14 protein-coding genes are annotated in these 21,826 nt (G+C 72.4%); 13 read left to right on the forward strand and 1 reads right to left on the reverse strand.

Annotation, left to right across the window (positions count from 1 at the left end; all coding sequences use genetic code 11):
- Positions 1–13 precede the first annotated feature (13 nt).
- Positions 14–2,263 (forward strand): hypothetical protein, encoded by a 2,250-nt coding sequence (locus tag ACH34T_RS02405; RefSeq protein ID WP_395990242.1) that lies wholly within the window; start codon positions 14–16, stop codon positions 2,261–2,263.
- Here ACH34T_RS02405 and ACH34T_RS02410 read toward each other — a convergent pair.
- Positions 2,193–3,323, reverse strand: coding sequence for a serine hydrolase domain-containing protein (locus ACH34T_RS02410; protein WP_395990243.1), 1,131 nt, complete (start codon positions 3,321–3,323; stop codon positions 2,193–2,195). The two genes, ACH34T_RS02405 and ACH34T_RS02410, sit on opposite strands and share 71 nt — an antisense overlap.
- 265 nt (positions 3,324–3,588) lie before the next feature.
- On the opposite strand from ACH34T_RS02410, the gene ACH34T_RS02415 reads away from it, so the two are divergent.
- Genes ACH34T_RS02415 through ACH34T_RS02470 form a run of 12 tightly spaced genes read left to right on the forward strand, consistent with a single transcriptional unit; the run spans position 3,589 to position 21,703 of the window.
- Positions 3,589–3,792 (forward strand): DUF2997 domain-containing protein, encoded by a 204-nt coding sequence (locus tag ACH34T_RS02415; protein ID WP_395990244.1) that lies wholly within the window; start codon positions 3,589–3,591, stop codon positions 3,790–3,792.
- Positions 3,780–4,382 (forward strand): 4Fe-4S cluster-binding domain-containing protein, encoded by a 603-nt coding sequence (locus ACH34T_RS02420; protein ID WP_395990245.1) that lies wholly within the window; start codon positions 3,780–3,782, stop codon positions 4,380–4,382. Before ACH34T_RS02415 ends, ACH34T_RS02420 begins: the two co-directional genes overlap by 13 nt.
- Before the next feature lie 33 nt (positions 4,383–4,415).
- On the forward strand, positions 4,416–5,969 hold the full coding sequence (locus ACH34T_RS02425; protein ID WP_395990246.1) for an AAA family ATPase: 1,554 nt from the start codon (positions 4,416–4,418) through the stop codon (positions 5,967–5,969).
- Entirely contained in the window at positions 5,970–8,240 is a 2,271-nt protein-coding gene (locus tag ACH34T_RS02430; protein ID WP_395990247.1) for a hypothetical protein, read from the forward strand.
- A gap of 6 nt (positions 8,241–8,246) precedes the next feature.
- The gene (locus ACH34T_RS02435) at positions 8,247–10,535 is read left to right on the forward strand and encodes a hypothetical protein (protein ID WP_395990248.1); all 2,289 of its coding nucleotides are present in this window, start codon (positions 8,247–8,249) and stop codon (positions 10,533–10,535) included.
- Positions 10,536–10,540: 5 nt separating this feature from the next.
- On the forward strand, positions 10,541–12,376 hold the full coding sequence (locus tag ACH34T_RS02440; RefSeq protein WP_395990249.1) for a hypothetical protein: 1,836 nt from the start codon (positions 10,541–10,543) through the stop codon (positions 12,374–12,376).
- A 5-nt stretch (positions 12,377–12,381) separates the two neighbouring features.
- Complete coding sequence (locus ACH34T_RS02445; RefSeq protein ID WP_395990250.1) at positions 12,382–13,761, forward strand: hypothetical protein; 1,380 nt, start codon at positions 12,382–12,384, stop codon at positions 13,759–13,761.
- A 5-nt stretch (positions 13,762–13,766) separates the two neighbouring features.
- Positions 13,767–15,536 (forward strand): hypothetical protein, encoded by a 1,770-nt coding sequence (locus ACH34T_RS02450; RefSeq protein ID WP_395990251.1) that lies wholly within the window; start codon positions 13,767–13,769, stop codon positions 15,534–15,536.
- Positions 15,533–17,785, forward strand: coding sequence for a hypothetical protein (locus ACH34T_RS02455; protein WP_395990252.1), 2,253 nt, complete (start codon positions 15,533–15,535; stop codon positions 17,783–17,785). Before ACH34T_RS02450 ends, ACH34T_RS02455 begins: the two co-directional genes overlap by 4 nt.
- A 5-nt stretch (positions 17,786–17,790) precedes the next feature.
- Complete coding sequence (locus ACH34T_RS02460; RefSeq protein ID WP_395990253.1) at positions 17,791–19,644, forward strand: hypothetical protein; 1,854 nt, start codon at positions 17,791–17,793, stop codon at positions 19,642–19,644.
- Entirely contained in the window at positions 19,641–21,251 is a 1,611-nt protein-coding gene (locus tag ACH34T_RS02465) for an Hsp70 family protein (RefSeq protein WP_395990254.1), read from the forward strand. Before ACH34T_RS02460 ends, ACH34T_RS02465 begins: the two co-directional genes overlap by 4 nt.
- Before the next feature lie 44 nt (positions 21,252–21,295).
- Positions 21,296–21,703, forward strand: coding sequence for a DUF1257 domain-containing protein (locus ACH34T_RS02470; protein WP_395990255.1), 408 nt, complete (start codon positions 21,296–21,298; stop codon positions 21,701–21,703).
- The last annotated feature ends 123 nt before the right edge of the window (positions 21,704–21,826 follow it).

Genomic DNA, 21,826 nt, shown 5'->3' on the forward strand with positions numbered 1-21,826 from the left:
GGACTCTGGCCTCATGATCGATGAGCGGCGGAGGCGGGCCGGGATCGCGGTGGCGTGGTCGGCCGTGCTGCTGTGCCTGGTCGTCGGCTCGGCGGCGGCGCAGATCGCGGGACGGGCGGGCGGGGACGTCCGCCCGGTGCGCGCGCCGGTCGTGGTCATCGGCGTCGCGGGGCTGGCCTGGGGCGACATCCGCCAGGACCAGACCCCGCACCTGTGGCGCCTGCTCACCGGCGACAGAGCCAATGGGACCACCGCCGGGGCCACGGGCGCGGCGGCCGGGGCCGCGACCGTGCGGACGACCGGCGGACCGGCGTGCGCGTCCGACGGGTGGCTGTCGCTGTCGGCGGGCCAGTCGAGCGTCGGGCCCCGCTCGGAGGACGGCTCAGGCGACCGCGAATGCGACCCTCTCCCCAAGGTCACGGGCACCGGCGGCGGCGAGGCGCGCGTGGGGCGCTGGGACGACCTCGTCGACGCCCAGTCCCGGTCGGAGTTCTCACCGCACCCGGGGGAACTGGGGCAGGCGCTGGCCGAGCACGAAGGATGCGAGACCGCCATCGGCCCCGGTGCCGCCGTGGCGCTGGCACGTCCGGACGGAACCGTCGAGCGCTACAGCGCCGCCGTGGACGACGCCGCGCTCCGCTGCCCCGTCACGGTGATCGACGGCGGCCAGGTCGTGGAGTCCGGCTCGGGACGGCTGAACTCGCTGGCCAGGATCGACGCGTTCGCGGGCGGTGTGCTCGACCGCCTGGACGGCGCCACGACCGTGCTCGTCCAGGGCGTGACCGAGCCTCCGGGCGGGACGCCGCACCTGGCGGTGAGCATGATCGCCGGCCCGGTGACGGCGTCGCGTCCCGACCCGGCGCTGCTGACGGTCACCTCCACCCGCTGGGGCGGGGTCGTGCGGCTGCTGGACGTCCCCAGCACCCTGCTCGACGCGGTCGGCGCGCCCGAGCCCGCGGAGTTCAGCGGCGCGCCGATCTCCCTCGGCCGGGCGCGTCCCGCCGACCCGACCACGACCGTCCACGAGCTGGGCGCCGTCACCACCACCGACCAGACGCTGCGGCGCTGGGCGGGACTTCTCCTGGCGGTCGTGGCGGCGGCGCAGTTCGTCCTTTACATCACGGCGATGATCACGGCGCGCCGCGGCGCCGCCCCGGGGGCGTGGCGGCGCGGCTTCGTCCACGCCGCGGTCGTGCTGTCGGTGCTGCCGGTGTCGATGTACCTGATGTCGCTGACCCGGTGGTGGCACGCCCCGTCCCAGGACGCGGCGCTGTGGGGCGCACTGGCGGTCACCGTCGCGGCGGCGGCGGTGCCGGTGTGGCTGCTGCCCGCGCGTCCGCTGTGGCGGGCGCCGCTGGCCGTCGCCCTGCTCACCTTCAGCGTGCTGGTCGTGGACGCGGCGACCGGGACGCTGCTGCACCGCGCCAGCCCGTTCGGCCCGTCCGCGCTGTACGGCGGGCGGTACTACGGGTTCGGCAACTCCACCTTCGCCGTGTTCTCCGTCGCCACGCTGGTGCTGGCGGGAGCGGCCGCGGCCGAGCTGATCGAGCGCGGACGGCGGCGGGCCGCGACCGTGGCGGTGGCGGCGATCGGCGCCGTGGCCGTCGGCGTCGACACGTGGCCGTCCTGGGGTGCGGACGTGGGCGGCGGGCTGGCCCTGATCCCGGGCGTCGCGGTGCTGGCCTTCGCCGTCGCCGGGGTGCGGCTGACGCCGGCGCGGCTGCTGGCCGTCGGTTCGGCGGCGGTGACGGCGGTCGCGGCCGTCGCGGTGGCGGACTGGCTGCGTCCCGCCGCCTCGCGCACGCATGCGGGACGGTTCGTCCAGGACGTCCTCGAAGGGCAGGCGTGGCAGCTCGTCGAGCGCAAGGCCGGCTACGCGCTCGGCTCCCTGGCGGGCGGCCCGCTGGCCTGGGGCACCGCGCTCGTCCTCGCCGTGCTGGTGGCGGCGCTGGCATGGCCGGAACGGTTCTCGCCCGGCTACCTCGACGCGGCCCTGCGCGCATGGCCGACGCTGCGTCCCACGCTCACCGCGGTCCTGACCACCTGCGCGATCGGCGCGGTGGTCAACGACTACGGCATCCGGCTCGTCACCTTCGGACTCGTCACCCTGCTCCCCCTCGTGGCCCTCGCCTGCGCCCGCGCGCCCCAGGCCGGGACCGGCGCCGACGCCGGGGCCGGGGCCGACGCCGGGGTCACTCGCAGAAGGCCGTCGTCAGGGCCTCGCCGAGATGGGCGTCCTGCGCGGCGGTTCCCCCGGGTTTGAGGTTGACCATGACGGTGGCCTGCCGGCCGTCGCCGGTGGCGCCGCTGCGGGTGGAGAAGCCGATCATGTCCCCGGCGTGTCCCCACAGGTGGCCGCCGCAGGGCAGCGAGACCCGCTCCAGTCCGAGGCCGTACTCCCTGCCGGTCTCGGTCTTGTGGATCCGCATCATCTCGCGGAGCTCGGGCCGGTCGAGCAGCCGTCCGCCGACGAGGGCGCCGAAGAAGCGGTTCACGTCGAACGCCGTCGACACGATGTTCCCGCCCGCCGGGGCGACCGAGAGGTTGAGCCGCGTGCGGTCGAGCAGCGGCGCGTCCGGGCCGGTGCGGACGTACCCGCGCGGGTGCGGCCGGGGCAAAGGCGAGGCGTCCGCGGACACGTACGTGTGCCGCAGCCGCAGCGGCTTCAGGACGCGCCGCTCGATCTCCTCGCCGTACGGACGCCCGGTGATCTTCTCGATCAGCATCCCGGCGAGCAGGTAGCCGGTGTTGCCGTACGACCAGCCCTCGCCGGGCTCGAACAGCGGCGGCTGCTTCAGCGCCAGTTCGAGCAGGTCACGCCGGTCGTGCTGGTCGAGCGGCCGCTCGATGATCTTCGCCATGGACAGGTGTTTCAGGTAGTCGGCCAGGCCGCTGGTGTGCTGGAGCAGCTGCCGGACGGTGATCCTGCGGTCGACCAGTCCCGGCAGGTAACGGTCGATGGGCGCGTCCAGCTCGACCTCGCCCTCGCCGACGAGCTGGAGCACGACGGTCGCGACGAACGGCTTGGTGATGCTGCCGAACCGCCAGTGGCCGTCCTTCGGGAGGGGCGCGCCGGTCCGGACGTCGCCCACGCCGCTGCGGATCACCGTCCTCCGGCCGTGCCGGTCCTGGACGTACGCCAGCGCGCCCGGCGCCCCGTCCTGAGCGGTGAGCCCCTGGATCAGCCGCCTGAGCCGCTGATGGTCGGCGCGGTCACCGCGGTCGGCGCGGTCGGCGCGGTCGGCGTCCGCGCCGGCCGGGGCCGCCTGCACCGTCATCGTCAGTCCCACGACGCCGAGCACGGCGATCGCCTTGCGGAACATGCCCTCTCCCTCCGTTCGGGTGATCATCACGGTAGGAGGGACCGGACCGGATGAGCGTCCCTCTCGGGTATCGGCTCCGCGCTCGGCCGTCCGGACTACGCGGCCTCGATGTCACGCCGCAGCCGGAGTCGCACCGCCACTTACGCACGACTCCGGCACCTGCTTCGGGTGGATTTGCTGGAGAATGAACGGGTGTGCGCGGGACGGGTCCCGCGCGGTACGCGGCACAGTGTGAGGCGGCTCGGTTCCAAGCGAGGGGTGTGCGATGGCTGAGGAGAAGGTCGAGATCGTCATCGGACCGGACGGCACCGTGGAGATGCGCGTCGAGGGTGTGGCCGGTCCGCGGTGCCTGGACGACACCGATCCCCTCGTCCAGCTGCTCGGCGGGGACGTCGAGCATCACGAACTGACCGAGGAGGCGTACCAGCAGGCCGAGGGCGAAGAGCAGGACCGCCTGTGGCAGGGGTGAGCGGGCCGCGGATCCCGTGGCGGCTGCACGCCGTCCTCCCGCGCAGCGCGGCCAACGGGCCGGGCACGCGGTACGTGATCTGGAGCCAGGGCTGCGCGCTGGGATGTCCCGGCTGTTTCAATCCCGAGACGCATGCGGCGGGCGGCGCGGACGTCCGGACGGTCGGCGACGTGGCCGCGGACGTCCTGGCGGACGCGGCGCACCTGGACGGCGTGACGCTGACCGGCGGGGAGCCGCTGGAGCAGCCCGCGGCGGCGGGCGCGTTCTGCGCCGAGGTGAAGGCGCGCAGCGAACTCGGGGTGATCGTGCTGACCGGCTTCACCCGCCGGGAGATCGAGGCGGACCCGGCCCGTGCGGCGGCCGTCGCCGACGCCGACCTGGTGATCGCCGGACGCTACAACGAGCGGCTGCGCGTGGCCCGCGGCCTGCGCGGCTCGTCGAACAAGGAGTACTGGATGCGCACCGAACGCTACGGTCCGGACGATCTTGCGGCCGTGCCCGAGCTGGAGGTCACGATCACCGGCGGGACGGTCACGTTCACCGGGATGGCGGCACCGGAACGGGAGTTCGGAATGGGCGGGCGGTTCTGATGGGCAGGCGGTTCTAGTGGGCAGGCGGTTCTGATGGGTATGGACGCCGTCCGGGACGAGATCCGGCTGTACCTCCGCGCCAGGGTCGCGCTGATCGTGCTGGTCACCGTCGAGGAGCGGCGCGCGCTGCGGATGCTCGACCAGGTGCGCCGCGACCGCGACCCGTCCGCCGACCTCGTCACCTGGGACGTCGCCGCCGGGCTCGAATCGGCGGACGGCCGGCAGCTGCCCAGGGCGGGCTCGCCGCCGGAGGCGCTCGCCAAGATCCAGGAGCTGGCGGTGAAGGAGCCGGGGCGCCGCGACCTGTACGTCCTCAAGGACTTCCACGCGTTCTGGGACCGCGACCCGGTGGTCAGGCGGCGGCTGCGCAACCTCGCCGACAAGCTCGTCTACACCGGCGCGTCCCTGATCGTCACGACGCCGGTGCGGACCGTCCCGGTGGAGCTCGGCGACGACGCGGTCGTCGTCGAGATGCCGCTGCCGGACGGCGACGAACTGCGCCGCGAACTCGACCACCTGATCGACAACACCAAGGGCGTGAAGAACGCCCTCACCGCGGCGGGCCGCAGCAGGCTCGCGCAGGCCGCGCTCGGCCTCACCGCGGCGCGGGCCCGGCAGGCGTTCGCCAAGGCGATCGTCCGGGACGACGTGCTCGACGACCGCGACATCGACGCGGTGGTGGCGGAGAAGAAGGCCGTGATCCGGGAGAGCGAGGCGCTGGAGTTCTACAGCGCCGAGGAGGGTCCCGACGACCTCGGCGGCCTTGGCGCGCTCAAGAAGTGGCTCGGCCTGCGCGAGCGCGCGTTCGGCGACGCGGCCCGCGAGTTCCGGCTGCCCGCGCCGAAGGGGATCGCGCTGATCGGCATCCCAGGCACGGGCAAGAGCCTCACCGCGAAGATGATCGGCGGGCTGTGGCGGCTGCCGCTGCTGCGGCTGGACGTAGGCGCGCTGTACGGCTCGCTGGTCGGCGAGTCCGAGGAGCGGGTCAGGCGGGCGCTGCGGCTGGCCGAGACCGTGTCGCCGTGCGTGCTGTGGATCGACGAGGTGGAGAAGGCGCTCGCCGCGGGCGGCCACGACGGCGGCACCTCGCAGCGGGTCTTCGGCACCGTGCTGACCTGGATGCAGGAGAAGACCGCGCCGGTTTTCGTGGTCGCGACGGCCAACGACGTCAGCGCGCTGCCGCCGGAGACCCTCCGCCGCGGCCGGTTCGACGAGGTGTTCTTCCTCGACCTGCCCACCGAGGAGGAGCGCCGCGAGATCATCACCGTCCATCTGCGCAAGCGCGGCCGCAAGCCGGAGGCGTTCGACGTGCACCGGCTGGCGCGCGACTGCGACGGGTTCGTCGGCGCCGAGCTGGAGCAGGTCATCGTCGACGCGATGTACGAGGCGTTCGGCGCCGACCGCGACGACATCACCACCGACGACGTCGCGCGGGCGGCCGCGGAGACCGTCCCGCTGAGCAAGTCGCAGCGCGAGGTCATCGAGGATCTCCGCACCTGGCTGCGGGAGGGCCGCGCGCAGTCGGCGTCCTTCACCGATGCGGAGCTGGCCGCCGCCGGACATCAGGTGCCGGTGCTGGAGGTGTAGGTGAACGTCCGGACCGCCGCGTTCCTGCTGAGGGTGCTCCCGCGCTCGGAGGCCGCCGTCACCACCGTGATACGTGCGGCGGAATCGGGTGACCCGGCGGCCGTCCGCGCCTTCGCAGGGACCGCGCGCGCCTTCGCGGGCACGGCCGGGACTCCGCTGCGCGAGACGCTGTGGCGGGCATGGCTGTCCCGGACGTCGCGGGGGCCTGGGCGGTGGACGTCCGCGCTGCTGGACGGCCCGCCGCCCGCTCCCGGCTTCCTCGTCGACGCCGCCTGGGCGGACTGGCTGGACGAGCACGACGACCACCTGTGGTCCCTCCTGAAGGCCTGGGACCGGGCCGCGACGGGCGCGGACGCCCGCGTCGCGTCCCTCAGCCGCCTGGCGCGCGGGGACGCGAGGGCCGCCGCCCCGCGGGTGCTCGCGGAGGCCGCCGCCCGCCTCGACCATCCGATCGGGGATCAGGCCCGCGCCCACCTGCTCGCGCACCCCGAACCGGACGCCGTGGACGCCCTGTGCGACGACGCCACCCGCTCGCCCGAGCTCACGGCGTTCTGCGTCGCGCACCGGCTCGCCCCGTCCGGCCCGGTGGAGCGCGCCGCCTTCTTCGTCCGGACCGGGCAGCACGAGCAGCACCGGGCGCTGGACGGCGACGGCGCGCTGCTGGCGACGGCCTACCGGGCGGCGCCCCCGGACGTCCGCGCGGAACTGCGCACGATCATGGCCGAGGAGGGCGACTCCGACCTGATCCGGGTGACGGTGACCGGGGAGCGGCGCGGCCGGATCGCCGAACTGTCCGGCACCGAGCTGGCCTACCTCCGGCACCACCTGGCGGAGCAGCGGCGCTGGCCGGACCTGCGCGCCCTCGCCCGCGACCTGCCCGTCGCCGCGGCCGCCGAGACGGCGCGCCTCCTCCCGGCGGACGAACGCGCCGGGGACGACGCCGACCTGCTCGCCGTCCTGGCCGATCTGCCCTGGCAGAAGCTGCGGGACACCGCCGGCCGCCTCCCCGCCGACCATCTGACCAGGTATGGGCCGCCCAGGAACCGCATGGCGGTGTCCATCTCACCGGACTCCGCCGAACTGGCCGTGAGCCAGCCGGAAAAGCGGCGCCCATCGGCCTCAGCGGGCGCGCCGACCGCGATTCATGTGGACACCGTGCAAATCGGCACGGGTGAGAGCACGTCGCAATTCACCGGCACCACGGCATTCGGCTACCACAACCCGGTGCTGCACCTCGGCGACGAGATCCTCCTCAGCCGGAAGCAGAATCACCGCTGGAATGTCGAACGGGTCTTCCCTGGCCGGCACCCGTTCGACTCCCCCGCCGGCATGTCCCCGCAGATGCGAAGAACATCGCACGGTGCGGTGCTGATTCACCTGGACGGTCTGGCGTTCGCCGACCCGGGCGCCGACGGATTGCGGCTCGAAAGCGTCCATTCCTTCCGGAAGATGATGGGCGGCAAGGCCGTCGCCCTGGACAGCAGATGCCAGCTCACCACGCTTCCCGCCGCCCGCCTGATCGCGTTCTGCGACCTCCACAACCAGATCTACGTGACGACCGAGGACGCGTCGTCCGTCCTGAGAATACCGGCGGACCACTACACCGGCACCGACTGGTCGATCAGCGCGCTCTCCTTTCTCGGCCCGAGCACATTGGCCGTGCACGGACATCAGCGAATCGGACTCGAACTCACCCAGCACACCGAGATCTGGGAGTTCCCGCCGCCCGGCGACCCGCACGCGGCGGCCCCGCACCGCACCGCCGCGCACGACGGAATGGTCCGCGACCGCTGGCCCGTCGAGGAGTGGGAAGGGTCGCCGATCGATCCGTACTTCGCCCACCAGCTGCTCACGTTCAGTTCGCTGGCCCCCCATTTCGGCGGCCTCGACCCAGGCATTCCCTGGTTGCAGGCGTCGCAGGAGCAGACGGGGTCCCGGCGGTTCCTCGCCATGCCCCTGGCGGGAGACATGCTCGTCACGGCGGTCGGCAAGATGGAACACGAGACGCTGGAGGTTCACAGCCGTTTCCTGCCCACCGCGCGGGCACTCCTCGAACGGCCGTTGCTGTACAGCACCCCGCAGGATCTCCAGCGCGCCCGCGACCTCCGGTCGAAGATCGGCGACCCCGCCGTCCGGGACGCGCTCGCCCTGCTGGAGACCTGCCTGGCGGCCCGCTTCGGCGGCGACATCGCGCTCGGCGCCCCCGGCCCCATGCCCTCCGCCGGCCCCACCGACATCGCGCTCGATCTCGATCCGACCCGGCCGGGGTGAGGCGAGGTGACGCCGACGAACGTGCGGACCGCCGCTCTGGTGCTGCGCCTTCCGCTCGGCCCGGATTCCCAGCGCCGCCGCCGGGCGCTGGACGCCGTACTGCGCGCGGCCTGCTCGGGCACACCCGTGGCCATGCGCGCCGTCACCCGCGAGCTGGAGTCCGGCGACCGGGAGAAGGTGTGGCGGACGTGGCTGGAACGTCGGGTGTCCAGGGAGTCTCCGCAGCGGTGGACGTTCCCGCTCCTGCCCTCCGCGTCCCCTCCGGACATCCTGGTGGACGCCGCCTGGGACGACTGGCTGAAGGCGCACGATCCCGCGTTGTGGTCGCTGCTGGAGCGCTGGAACCGTCCCGCGACGGACGCCGAGCCGCGGACGCGTGCGCTCAGCCGGCTGGCCCTCGGCGACCAGGACGTCGAACTGGAGGCGTATGCGCTGGTCGAGGCCGCGTCCCGGTTCGACCACCCCGTCGGCGAACCGGCCCGCGCCCGGCTGGCGACCGGCGGCGACGTGGAAGCGGCCGACCTGTTCTGCGCGCTGTCGGCGGACTCCCCCGCCGCGTCCGCGTTCTGCGTCGCCCACGGCCTGGCGCCCTCGGACGACGTCCAGCGCGCAGCGTTCTTCGTACGCACCGGACAGCACGAGCAGTACCAGGCATCGGACCCCGAAGGCACGCTCCTCGCACTCGCCTACGAGAGCGCCTCGCCCTACGAACGCGGGACGCTGCGCATGGCGATGACCGAACTCGGCGGCGTCGACCTGCTGCGGATCGTGGCGGGGCGGCGCACCGGACCCGGCGGCTTCGCCGAGCTCACCGCGTCCGAGCGCGCCTACCTGGCCGGACGGCTCAAGGATCGGGGCGACTGGGAGCGGCTGTGGTCGCTGACCATGCTGCTGCCGCTGCCCGAAGCCGTGGACAACGTCCGCGCGTTCGGCGACTGGCTGCCCTCGGACGAGGACGATCGCCGCGTGTTCCAAGCGCTGCGAACCGCGGACCCGACCGCCGTGCGCACCTGCGTCGAGACCCTGTCCGCCGGGGACCTGCCCGCGCTCCACGCCCATCTCAAGCTCAGCGGGAGGCTGGCCGGGACGACCGTGGTCGACGGTCTCGATTTCGCGCCGGACGGCTCCCAGCTGGCCTTCACCGCAAAACTTCGCGACAGCTCATGCGCCGGAGTGGTGGACCTCCGCGACACGACGCTGACATATCTGCATTCCGACTTCCCGTATCCGCTGGAGTTCGTGGCGCATCTGGGATCCGACGCCATTGTCGTCGCGGCGTCCTGCGAATACGACTTTGATGGTTCGGGCCGGAAAGCCAGGCTCCACCACGCCGATCGGGACGGCGTCCGGACGCTTGGCGACTGCAATAAGATCTGGGGCCTGAATCGCGTCGCCGGAAACCGATCCTTCATCGTGTCCGCATGGGACGGTGAGGCGGACCACGCCAAGTGGGGGGCTGTGCTCACCGGTACTTCCCAAACGCCCCTTGTCCGCACTGGAATTACCGACGGAATCGATTACTTCCTGCCCCTCAGCACCGCGCTGGACCCCGACCGCAGGCGGGTGGCCGTCTCCGACCACGGCACCATTCTGGTCGCCGAACTCGACGGCTCCGCCGTCAACCGTATCGACCTCGACCCGGCAGGCTTGTCAAGAGAGTCCTGGCTCATCGCCTTGTCGCCGTCGGTGCTCATCTGTTTCGGCGTCCTGGGCGAACTGCGTGTGTGGCGCGAACCGCTCACGTCCGGGGGACCGCCGGTGAGCACTCCGCTGTGGTCCGATGAATCGACTCCGATCAATGTGATGTGGTCTCCGGCGTTGGATCGATTTCTCGTCGTGCACAGATCGTTCGTGGAGCTCCTCGACATCCCGCGGGCCGAGGGCGCCCCTCTCGTCTCCGGCCGGATCCGGCTCGACGTGCCCCGGAGTGAGTCGCGCTTCAAACCACCGTCGGGAGGCGACTACGTCCTGGCAGCGCCGCGTTTCGTCCGGCTCTCGCCGAAGGGCGATGTCCTGGCCTTGGGGGGCGTGGGCGACACGATCGACCTCTACGCGATCACGTGGTTCACCCTGCGCGGGCCCGGAAAGATCGCCGCCCCGCTGGGTCTGATGGACCGCGAGTTCATGGGGGACGTCGGCGCGGCCCTCGCCAACCCGGTGTTCGACGGCACATACCGGCCGACGCTTGAACTGCTGTGGCAATGCCTGGAGTACCGGTTCCGCCATGACATCGGGATCGGCGAGGCGGAGGGCGCGGTGGCCGTGGCCGACGACGACATCGGGCTGGGCGGGTGACGGCGATGCCCTTCACCGCGGATCAGGCCGCCAGGCTGACCGGTCGGGCCAGGCAGCGGCGCGCCGACGGCTCCCGGGAATTGCGCGCCCGGCTGGCCTGGCGGCGGCTCGTCCGGGCCTGCGGACGGGGCGACCCGGCCGTCCAGGACGCGGTCCGCGACACCGCCCACGACCTGCCCGACGCCGACGTCCTCGACCTGCTCGCGGCGGCCCCGGAAGAGCCCGCCGATCACGCCGCCTACCTGACGCTCATCGGCCAGGACGCGCAACGTCAGGCCCTGGACCCGGACGGCTCGCTCCTGTCCGTGGCCTACTGGGCGGCGCACCCGGCGCTGCGCGAACGGCTGCGCACGGCCATGGCCGCCGCCGGAGACTCCGATGCCGTCCGGGTCGTGGCGGCTGCCGACCAGCGCGACCGCATCGCCGCGCTGAGCGGCGAGGACCTCGACTACCTCGGCCGCCACCTCGCCGAGCACCGGCGCTGGGACGACCTGCGCCGCCTCGCCCGCGACCTGCCCCTGGACAAGGCCGCTGCCGCCGCCCGCCTCCTCCCGGAACAGGAGCGGACAACACCGTCCGGTCCTTCTCCCGAAGAGATCCGGGCGACGGTCGACAGGCTGCCGCGCCACCGCCTGATCATCCACAAGGCCGACTTCGGGGACCCGCCGCACGCGTGCTTCTCTCCGGACTCGTCCGAACTGGCCTTGATCTATGAGAACCCTCGCATCATTCGGGAGCGCCCTCTCCAGGTGGACGTGCTCCACATCGGCACGGGCCAGGCCGTCAGCCTCGGCGACGGCGTCAGGGAGCTCAGGTTCGGCCGCTCGGTACTGCACCTCGGCGGGGAGATCCTCATCACCCGGCGGCCGGCGGCTGTTCTGGACGTCATCCACCGTGTCGCACCGGACATCGCGCCGCTCTGCCCACCGGACCGTTACTCGGTGCTCCGGCGGTCGAGCGGCGGCGGGCTGGCGGTTGGCCGGGCGGGCCTGACCTTCATCGGCCTGGGCGCGGGCGGGCTGCGGCACCGGCCGATCCCCCGGTTGGCCAAACTCAACAACAAGAAGGGTTTCGTAGGGCCGTATCTCGAAGCGTCCGCCGCCGCTGTCGCCACGCTTCCCGAGGCCCGGTTGGTCGCGCTCTTCACCAAGGGCGCCATCTTCGTGGTGGACGAGGACGGCAACGTGCGTCACGAGGCCATGCAGCCCGAGGCCGATCCGGAGTTCTGGCACAACCCCGCGCTCACCTTCCTGTCCCCGAATTCGCTGGCGCTGAACGAGCTCGCACGCTTGGGCACAGGGCAGTACACCGAGATATGGCAGCTTCCCCCGCACGGCCCGCCGCGCCGCACCGTCCGGCATGTCGGCGCCATCAGGGACCTCCGGCCGCTCGAACAGTGGCGGGGGCTTCCGCTCGACGAGGCCTTCGCCGCGCGCGTCGGCGCATCGGACGGAACGAATCTCGACTCCGATCTCCTCGGGACGCAGGATCCGTCCGACCCGGCCGGGGGGTCTCCGCCGCGCCGGGTCGTCCTGGCGTCTCCGGGCTGCGACATCGTCCTCACCACCGTCGGGAGGGGCGTCTGCGAGGTGCACAGCCCGCACCTGCCCGCCGTCCGCGACCTGCTGGAACGGCCGCTGCTGCGGAGCGGCCCGAACGACCTCCAGCAGGCGCGGTCGCTGCGCGAGAAGATCGGCGATCCGGCCGTCCGGGAGGCGCTCGACCTGCTGGCCGCCCATCTCGCGGACCGCTTCGGCGGCGACATCGCGCTCGGCGCCGGCCCGGCCGCCGCCACCCCCGGCACCACCGACATCGCGCTCAACGCGGATCGGCAGGGGTGACGTCCATGAAAGTGCGGATCGCCGCGCTGCTGCTCCGGCTCCCCCTCGACCCGGAGTCCAGGTCACGGCGCCGGGCCTTGAAGATCGTGCTGCGCGCGGCGGGCTCCGGCACGCCCGCGGCCATGGGCGCCGCCGTCCGCGAACTGGAGTCCGGCGATCAGGAGCCGGTGTGGCGGGTCTGGCTGTGGCCCGCGGTGTCAGGGCCCTCGCCGCAGCGGTGGACGTCCCCGCTCCTGGAGTCGGCGCCGCCCCACGACCTACTGGTGGACGCCGCCTGGCACGACTGGCTCACCGAGCACGACACCACGCTGTGGTCGCTGCTGGAGCGCTGGAACCGGCCAGCGACGACCGCCGACCCGCGGACGCGCTCCCTCAGCCTGCTGGCACTCGGCGCCGACGACGCGGCACTGGACGCTCCCGTCCTGGCCGAGGCGGCGGTCCGCTTCGACCACCCGGTCGGCGAGCGGGCGCGCGCCCGCATCCTGCCGCAGGACGACGCGACGGCCGTCGACCATTTCTGCTGGGAATCGGTGGGCTCCCCCGACGCCGTCGCGTTCTGCATCGCCCACCATCTGGCGCCCTCGGACGAGGTCCAGCGCGCCCAGTTCTTCGTCTACATGCCGATCGGCACGACGGTGGGCCCCGATCGCCGGACGGTCGCCGTCCACGGCGATGAGGACGTCCTGGTCGCCGACCTCGGCGGCTCCGCCGTCAACCACCTCGAACTCGATCCGACGACGGGCGTCTCGATGTTCATCGCCCTGTCGCCGTCGGTCCTCGTCTGCTGCGATCACAAGGGCAACCTGCACGTGTGGCGCGAACCGCTCACCACCAAGGAACCGCCGGTGATGACGCCGACGTTCGGCTCCCTTCCCGTCGGCATAGCCTGGTCCGCCGCGCTGGACCGCTTTCTCGCGATCACGGATTCGTCCGTGGAACTCCTGGACGTTCCACCGGCCGACCACTCCGCGTCCGCGACCGGCCGGATCTCGCTCGTCGTGCACCAGGGCAGATCGCGCTTCACGCCGCCGGGGACGTACGGCCCCTTCGGCGGGGAGGGCGAAGGGGCGCGCTACGTCCGGCTCTCACCGGCGGGCGACGTCCTGGCGCTGGGAGGCGTGGGCGGCACGATCGACCTCTACGCGATCATGCGGCTCAACCTGCGCGCGACCCCGGGCATCGGCGCGCCGATGGGCCTGATGGACCACGAGTTCCTGGCGGACGTCCGCGCCGCGCTGGCCAACCCGGTGCTCCGCGACAGGTTCCGCCCGGCGCTCGAACTGCTGCGGGACTGCCTGGAACACCGGTCCCGCCACGACATCGGCATCGGCGGCGCGACCGGTGCGATGGCCGCGGCCGACGACGACATCGGGCTGGGGCGGTGACGGCGATGGCCTTCACCGCGGACAAGGCCGCCCGGATGATCAGCCGGGCCGCGCGCCGCCGCGCCGACGGCTCCCGGGGCACGCGCGCCCTGTGGGCTTGGCAGCGGATCGTCCTGGCCTGCGGGGAGGGCGACCCGGCCGTCCAGGACGCGGTCCGGGACGCCGCGCCCGGCCTGCCCGAGTCCGACGTCCTCGACCTGCTGGCCGCGGCCCCCGAAGAACCCGCCGACCAGGCCGCGTACCTGACGCTCATCGGCCAGGACGCCCAAAGACAAGCCCTGGACCCGGACGGCTCACTCCTCGCCCTGGCCTACCGGGCCGCGACCCCGCGGACGCGCGAGCGGCTCCGCACGGCCATCGCCACCGCGGACGACGCCGACGTCGTCCGGGTCGTGGTCACCGGCGACCAGCGCGACCGCGTCACCGAGATGACCTACGAGGAAGTCGACTACCTCGCCCACCAGCTCGCCGGGCGGCGGCACTGGAACGAGCTGCGCCGCCTCGCCCACGACCTGCCGATCGCCAAGGCCGAGGCCGCCGCCCGGCTCCTGCCGGACCACGAGCGCACGACGCCGATCGCTCAGGCCCCGGAGCGGATCCGGGCGACCATCGAACGCCTGCCGCGCGACCACACGATCGCCCAGGAGATCGGCCGGCATCGCCCGCCGGCCGCGTCCTTCTCCCCCGACCTGTCCGAACTCGCCCTGAGCTACGAGACGCACTCGCAGAACCGGGTGGAGACGCTCCGCATGGCCACGGGCGAGGTCGTCCGTCATTTCGACAAGGGCAACTGGGGCGCGGACGGCGGATTCCCCCACTCGGTCCTCCATCTCGGCGACGAGATCCTCGACCTGCATCGCGAGAAGAACGGATACCGCCTCTTCCGGGTCATGCCGGACGTCGTCCTCCTCAGCGCGGGAAGCGGCTTTCCTGGAGGCGGCTTCGGGGCCCTGCGGAGGTCCAGCCAGGGCGCGGTGACCGTGGGCCGGGCCGGGCTCAAGTTCATCGACCCCGGCGCGGAAGCGTCGCGCTTCCGCGAGGTCCCCCGGCTCGCCGGGAAGGACACCGAACCCTGGCTGTACGGCCGCGGGCTCCTCGACGCCGTCGCCACGCTTCCCGCGTCCCGGCTGATCGCGTTCGTCCTCGACGACCTCTTCGTCCTCGACGAGGACGGCAAAGTCCTGCACGAGATCCCCGAGTTCCTCCCGGACGCCCACCCGCTCCCTACACTCACCTTCCTCTCCCCGGACGCACTGGCCGTCAACGGGTTCTCCACCGACGAGGACGAGGAGTGCACCGAGATCTGGGAACTCCCGCCGAGCGGCCCGCCGCGCCTGGCCGAACAGCGCTTCGGCGCGATCCGGGAATGCTGGCCTCCGGAGAGGTGGCGGGGCCTGCCCCTCGACCCCGCGTTCGCGGCGCGGGTGACCGCTCCGGACGACGGCCCGGACGTCCTGGCGGTGACACCGGGCGCGGACATCACCGCCACCGCCACCTCCATCGACGGCGGAACGGTCGAGGTGCACAGCCCCCACCTGCCCACCGCCCGTGCCCTTCTCGAACGTCCGCTCCTGCGCAGCGGCCCGAAGGACCTCTCGCACGCGCGGGAGCTGCGCACGAAGATCACCGACCCCGGCGTCCGGGAGGCGCTCGACCTGCTGGCCGCCCACCTCGCGGACCGCTTCGGCGGCGACATCGCCCTAGGCGGCCCGGTGGCCGCGGGCGGCCCCACCGACATCGCCCTCAGCACGGACCCGCGGAGTGAGGCGAGATGAAGGCGACGAACGCACGGACCGCCGCGCTGCTGCTGCGGCTTCGCCTGAAGCCGGCCTCCGAGCGACGCCGCGAAGCCCTGAAGACCGTGCTGCGCGCGGCGAACTCCGGCACACCTACGGCCCTGCGCGCCGTCGCCCGCGAACTGCGGACCGGCAACCGAGAAAGGGTGCTGCGGTTCTGGTTGAGGCCGCCGGTGTCCGGGCCGCCTCCGGGGCGGTGGACGTCCCCGGTCGTGCGAGTGCTGGCCCCGGATCCGGCGTCGCCTCCCGCCGGGCTGGTGGACGCCGCCTGGCGCGACTGGCTGGACGAGCACGATGACGGCCTGTGGTCACTGCTGAAGAGCTGGAATCGTCCCGCCCCCGACCCCGAACGCCATGATCTCAGCCTGCTGGCGCTCGGCGCCGACGTCGTCCTGGACGCGTCCGTACTGGTGGAGACCGCGTTCCGCTTCGACCACCCCATCGGGGAGCGGGCGCGCGCCCGGCTGCTGGTGGACGGCGGCACCACGGCCGTCGACCTGTTCTGCAGCAGTTCGATGGGCTCCCCCGAAGCGATCGCGTTCTGCTTGGCCCACCACCTGGCTCCCTCCGACGATGCCCAGCGGGCCCTGTTCTTCGTACGCACCGGGCAACACGAACAGCACCGTGCACTCGACCCCGACGCCACGCTGCTCGCGCTCGCCTACAAGAGCGCGCCGCCGGACGTCCGCGCGTCGTTGCGCACCGTGATGACCGAGCACGGCGACATCGACGCGCTGCGGGTGCTGGCCGGAACGAGCGGCCGGCAGAACGACTTCGGCTCGCTCACCGAACAGGAACGCCGCTACCTGGTGCGGCAGCTCGCGGACAGGGGCGATTGGGGACGGCTGTGGCCGCTCACCCTGCGGCTGCCGCTGGCGGAGGCCGTCGACGCGGTGCGCGCCTTCGGTGAATGGGAGCCTTCCGACCCCGACGGCCGCCACGTTTTCCAGGCGCTCCGGGCGGCGGACCCGGGCACCGTCAGGGAGTGCGTCCAATCCCTCACACCCGAGGGCGGGCCCCCGCCGGGCATCCGGATCAGCCTCGCCGATCTCGACCCGCTACTGGCCAAAACGAACTGGGTCAAAAACCTCGACTTCGCGCCGGACGGCGCTGAACTGGCCTTTGCCGGGACACTCTTCCAACCGTCCCCGGGCCGGCAAAAGGGTGGCTACGCCGGAGTGATAGACCTCCACAGAAAGACGATGATACGGGAGTTTCACGACTTCCCTAATCCGCTGGGATGGGTCGCGCACCTGGGCTCCGACACTATCGTCGTCGCGGAGGACGCACGGTCCATATCCCACGCTTCCGGCCGCGATTTCAAGATCTACTACGCCGGTCGCAACGGCGTACAGGCATTTCGCCGTCGAACTTCCAGAGTCACGGGCTTGGAGCGTGTCCGCGGCGATCGGAGATTCATCCTCTCCACCTCGGGCCGCAAAGCGAAAGACGGAAGGCTGTTCACCGGGAGGGCCTACAAATCCCTGGTTCGCAGCGAGATGATCGACCTTATGAAGTACTCCCCGACCAGGACCGCGGTGGAGCCCGACCGCCGAAGGATCGCCGTGCAAGGCCACACGCAGATCCTCGTCGCCGAACTCGACGGCTCCGCCGTGAACCACCTTGAACTTCCGCTACCGGGGAGCCTCCTCGCCTTGTCGCCGTCGGTTCTCGTCAGTTGCACCGACGTAGGCACCCTGCATATATGGCACGAGCCGATCACGGCCAAGGAGCCGGCACCGTGGAAAAAGGCCTGGACGGGCGATTCACTTCCGATCGATGTGGTCTGGTCTCCCGCGCTGGATCGGTTTCTCGCGGTACGCAAGTCATTTGTGGAGTTTCTCGATATTCCACTGGCCGATGACACGCCCACCGTATTCGGCCGGATCCGGCTCGATGCGCCCCAGTCTCGGCACGCCCTGCGACTGTCGCCGGACGGTGACGTCCTGGCGCTGGGAAGCAGGGACGGCTGGATCGATCTCTACGCGATCACGCGGCTCGCCGCGCGCCGGGACGGGGGCGTCGCCCAGCCACTGGGCCTGGTGAAGTACGAGCTTTTGACGGATGTCGAAGCCGCGCTCACCAACCCGGCTCTCGACGACGACTCCCGGGCCACGCTCGAACTGCTGCGGACCTGCCTGGAATACCGGTTCAGCCACGACGTCGGAATCGGCGACGCGACCGGCGCGGTGGCCGCGTCGGACGACGACATCGAGCTGGGGCGGTGACGGCGATGGCTTTCACCGCGAGCAAGGCCGCCCGGCTCATCGGCCGGGCCACGCGCCGTCGCGGCGACGGCTCCCGGGGCCCGCGCGCCCGGCGGAGTTGGCGGCGGCTCGTCCTGGCCTGCGGGGAGGGCGATCCCGCCGTCCAGGACGCGGTCAGAGACGTCGCCGGCGAGCTGCCCGCGGCCGACGTCCTCGACCTGCTCGCCGCGGCCCCGGAACAGCCCGCCGACCAGGCCGCGTACCTGACGCTCATCGGCCAGGACACCCAAAGGCAGGCCCTTGACCCCGACGGCTCACTCCTCGCCCTGGCCTACCGGGCGGCGAGCCCGGAACGGCGCGAACGGCTGCGCACCGTCATGGCCACCGCGGGCGACACCGACGTGATCCGGGTCGTGGTCACCGGCGACCAGCGCGACCGCATCACCGAGATGACCTACGAGGAACTCGGCTACCTCGGCCACCAGTTCGCCCAGCACCGGCAATGGGACGAGCTGCGCCGCCTCACCCGCGACCTGCCGATCGCCAAGGCCGTGGCCGCTGCCCGGCTCCTACCGGACCACGAGCGCCCGGAGCCGCTCGCAGACGTCTCCGAAGACCTTCGGGCGACCATCGACCGGCTCCCGCGAGACCACCTGATCACCCACGAATTCCCCATCGGCACGAGGTGGTGTGCGTCGTTCTCCCCGGACGCCTCCGAACTCGCCCTGAAATACCTGGTCTACAGGACAGGACGACCGGAGCAGCTCCGGGTGGAGACGCTCCAGGTCGTCACGGGCGAGGTCGCGCACCATTTCAGCAAAGGGGTGTGGAGGCATTACCAGGCCGGCTCGATACTTCACCTCGGGCACGAGATCCTCATCACCCACCCGGAATGGGGCGGCATTTTCCGGGTCGCCCCGGAGTTCGTGACGCTCGGTCCGCGGGCCGCCTATTCGGATCTGCGGAGGTCGAGCGGCGGCGCCGTGGCGGTCGGCGAAGGAAGGCTGGCCTTCGTCGACCCCGGCGCATACACGGTGCGGTATCAGCCGCTCTACGGGTACACGAAGAAGCCCGGCCGGACGATACATTTCCATGAGAACGGCGCCGCGGTCGCCACGCTTCCGCCGGCCCGGTTGATCGCACTGTACGACGACGGTCAACTCTCTGTGATGGACGAGGACGGCCTGGTCATTCATGAGACCTCGCCGCCCTGGCACGACGATGAACACGGCTGGGAGCCCGCGCTCTCCTTCCTGTCCGCGGATTCCGTGGCACTGCACCGGTACACGCACCCGGACACCAAGCCCGCGAACACGGGGCATATCACCGAGATATGGTCATTGCCACCGGACGGCGAACCGCGGCGCACCGACCGGCACGAAGGCCCCATCCGGAAACGCTGGCCTCTGGAGCACTGGCAGGGCATGCCCTTGGACGACGCGTTCGCCGCGCGCGTGGCCACCTCGGGCTGGCACGACCTCGACACCGATCTGCCCTGGTTTCAGGACCCCGTGACGAAGGCGGCCGGGTCGCTCACGCCGAAACGCCAGAGGCTCCTGGCGGTGGCCTCGGGAGGCGACATGTACGCCACACTCGGCACCCACTCGAACGTCGAGGTGCACTGCCCGCATCTGCCCGCCGCACGCGAGTTTCTGGAACGTCCGCTGCTCCGGTCGAGTCCGAAGGACCTTGCGCGGGCGTTGCAGCTCCGCGCGAAGATCGGCGACCGGGACGTCACGACGGCGCTGGACCTGCTGGTCGCCGCCCTGTCGGAGCGCTTCGGCGGAGAGATCGCGCTGGGCCCCGGCCCGATGGCCGCGGGCGGGACCACCGACATCGCCTTGGCCCAGGACCTGACCGAGCTTGAGGGAGACGCATGACGACACGGATCGGCATCGACTTCGGCACCGCGAACACGGTCGTCGCGGGGTGGGACGAGGAGCACGGCCGGGGCGTGCCCATCCCGCTGCCGGGCGTCGACGTGCTGCGCGAGGCCGGTCCGGGGCCCACGCAGCGGGTCGTGCCGTCGCTGATCGCCTACGTCGACGACGGCGCCGCGCGGCGTCTCGGGTCCCAGGTCACGCCGGAGATGTTCGAGGCGCCCGGCGTCGCCGTGTTCGCGTCCACGAAGACGAACGTGTCCGGGCACGCCTACGACGCGCCGCGCAAGGTCGGCGACCGGAAGATCACCGGCCGGGAGGCGGCGACGCGGTTCCTCAGCGACGTCATGGCGCTCGCGCTGCTGACCGTCGAGGACGACGATCTGGAGATCGTCGCGACCGCGCCGGTCGAGTCGTTCGACCGGTACCGCGACTGGCTGGTGCGCGAGGTCCGGGACGGGCTGCCGACGGCGCGGCTGCGGGTCGTGGACGAGGCCACCGCCGCCGCCGTCGGCTACCACGCCCGCCTCAATCCGGGGGACGCGTTCGCCGTCGTCGACTTCGGCGCGGGCACCCTCGACGTGTCGGTGGTGCGGGTGCAGGAGCCCGACGCGGCCGGGGCCGGCGCGGGCGTGCGCACCATCGCCAAGAAGGGCCTGGACCTGGGCGGCAACACCATCGACGCGCTCCTCGCCGAGCACGCCGTCGCCCGGCTGCCGCTCCCCGCCGGCGACCAGATCGGGCGCAACCGGGTCTTCCGCCGCCTGCTGGCGTCCGCCGAGCGGGCCAAGCGCGCCCTGGCCACGGCCGCGCAGGCCGACATCGAGGCCCGCGACGCCCGCACCGACGCGACGCACCGGGTCACGGTCACGCGGGCCGAGTTCGACGCGCTGCTCCGCGACAAGGGCGTGCTGCGGCGCGTCAACCAGGCGCTGCGCGGGTGCCTTGAGTCCGCGGCGGCGCGCGGGTACGGCGTCGGCGACATCCGGCAGGTGTTCCTCGTCGGCGGGAGCTGCCTCATCCCCGCCGTGCAGGACGTCGTCGGCCTGCACTTCGACCCGGACGTGGTACGCCTCGAAAGCCCGCTGGAGGCGGTGGCCACCGGCGCGGCCGGGATCGCGGGCGGAAGCGAGCTCTACGACCACATCCAGCACGACTACGCCATCCGGCACGTCGACGGCGAGACCGGGACGTACGAGTTCGAGACGCTGGTCGAGGCGGGCACCGCGTATCCGACGCCGGAGCCCGTCCGGACGATCACGATCAAGGCGGTGCACGACCGGCAGCGGCGGCTCGGCCTGGCCGTCTACGAGCTCGCGCACGCCACCTACCGCGACGCGGGCGCCGAGCTGGAGATCGCCTTCGACGCCGGCGGCGGCGCCCGCGCGGTCGCCGTCACCGCGCAGCAGCGCCAGGAGCGCTCCATGCTGTGGCTGAACGAGGACAGCCCGACGTTCCTGGTGGCCGATCCGCCCGCCGTCGCGGGCCAGGACCGCTTCCGCCTGGAGTTCCGCATCGACGCGCACAAGCGCCTCACCGTGACCGCCTACGACCTGCACCGCCACCTGCTGATACTGGACCGGCAGCCGGTCGTCCGGCTGGCCTGACCCGAGGAACCCGCACCCGGCACCGACACCCTGAGGGACCGCGAATGTCGCACTTCACCCGAGTACGCACCACGCTCCGCGACGCCGACCTGCTCGCCAAGGCGCTCGCGGCGGTCGGATTCACCGCCGTCGAGACGCACGACGACCCGCAGACGCTGTACGGATACCAGGGCGACGCCCGGCCGGAGCGGGCCGAGGTGATCGTCCGCCGCCGCCACATCGGGCGCGCGAGCAACGACATCGGCTTCCGCCGCCAGTCGAACGGCAGCTTCGAGGCCATCATCAGCGACTACGACAGGCACCGCTACGACCACGCGTGGCTGGCGAAGGTCGGCCGCGCCTACGGGCACGCCGCGGCGCTGCGCTACGCCGAGGACAACGGGTACGAGATCGACTCCGACGTCGTCGGCGAGGACGGCGAGCGCCGCCTCGTCCTGCGCCGCTACACCTGACGGCCGTACCACCGGCTCGCGTCGACGAATTTTCCGGCGGGTGTCGATCTGGGCCGTACTCGTTCGTGTAGCAGGTGAGGAGCCGCCCGGAGGGGGCAGGCTCCCACGAGCGAACGAGGGAGA

This window comes from Actinomadura sp. 9N215, assembly GCF_044326345.1.
Lineage (GTDB): Bacteria > Actinomycetota > Actinomycetes > Streptosporangiales > Streptosporangiaceae > Spirillospora.

Coding starts and splice junctions, on each gene's coding strand:
- ACH34T_RS02405 (WP_395990242.1), top strand. CDS start 14: ATGATCGATGAGCGGCGGAGGCGGGCCGGGATCGCGGTGGCGTGGTCG.
- ACH34T_RS02410 (WP_395990243.1), bottom strand. CDS start 3,323: ATGTTCCGCAAGGCGATCGCCGTGCTCGGCGTCGTGGGACTGACGATG.
- ACH34T_RS02415 (WP_395990244.1), top strand. CDS start 3,589: ATGGCTGAGGAGAAGGTCGAGATCGTCATCGGACCGGACGGCACCGTG.
- ACH34T_RS02425 (WP_395990246.1), top strand. CDS start 4,416: ATGGGTATGGACGCCGTCCGGGACGAGATCCGGCTGTACCTCCGCGCC.
- ACH34T_RS02440 (WP_395990249.1), top strand. CDS start 10,541: ATGCCCTTCACCGCGGATCAGGCCGCCAGGCTGACCGGTCGGGCCAGG.
- ACH34T_RS02445 (WP_395990250.1), top strand. CDS start 12,382: ATGAAAGTGCGGATCGCCGCGCTGCTGCTCCGGCTCCCCCTCGACCCG.
- ACH34T_RS02450 (WP_395990251.1), top strand. CDS start 13,767: ATGGCCTTCACCGCGGACAAGGCCGCCCGGATGATCAGCCGGGCCGCG.
- ACH34T_RS02455 (WP_395990252.1), top strand. CDS start 15,533: ATGAAGGCGACGAACGCACGGACCGCCGCGCTGCTGCTGCGGCTTCGC.
- ACH34T_RS02460 (WP_395990253.1), top strand. CDS start 17,791: ATGGCTTTCACCGCGAGCAAGGCCGCCCGGCTCATCGGCCGGGCCACG.
- ACH34T_RS02465 (WP_395990254.1), top strand. CDS start 19,641: ATGACGACACGGATCGGCATCGACTTCGGCACCGCGAACACGGTCGTC.
- ACH34T_RS02470 (WP_395990255.1), top strand. CDS start 21,296: ATGTCGCACTTCACCCGAGTACGCACCACGCTCCGCGACGCCGACCTG.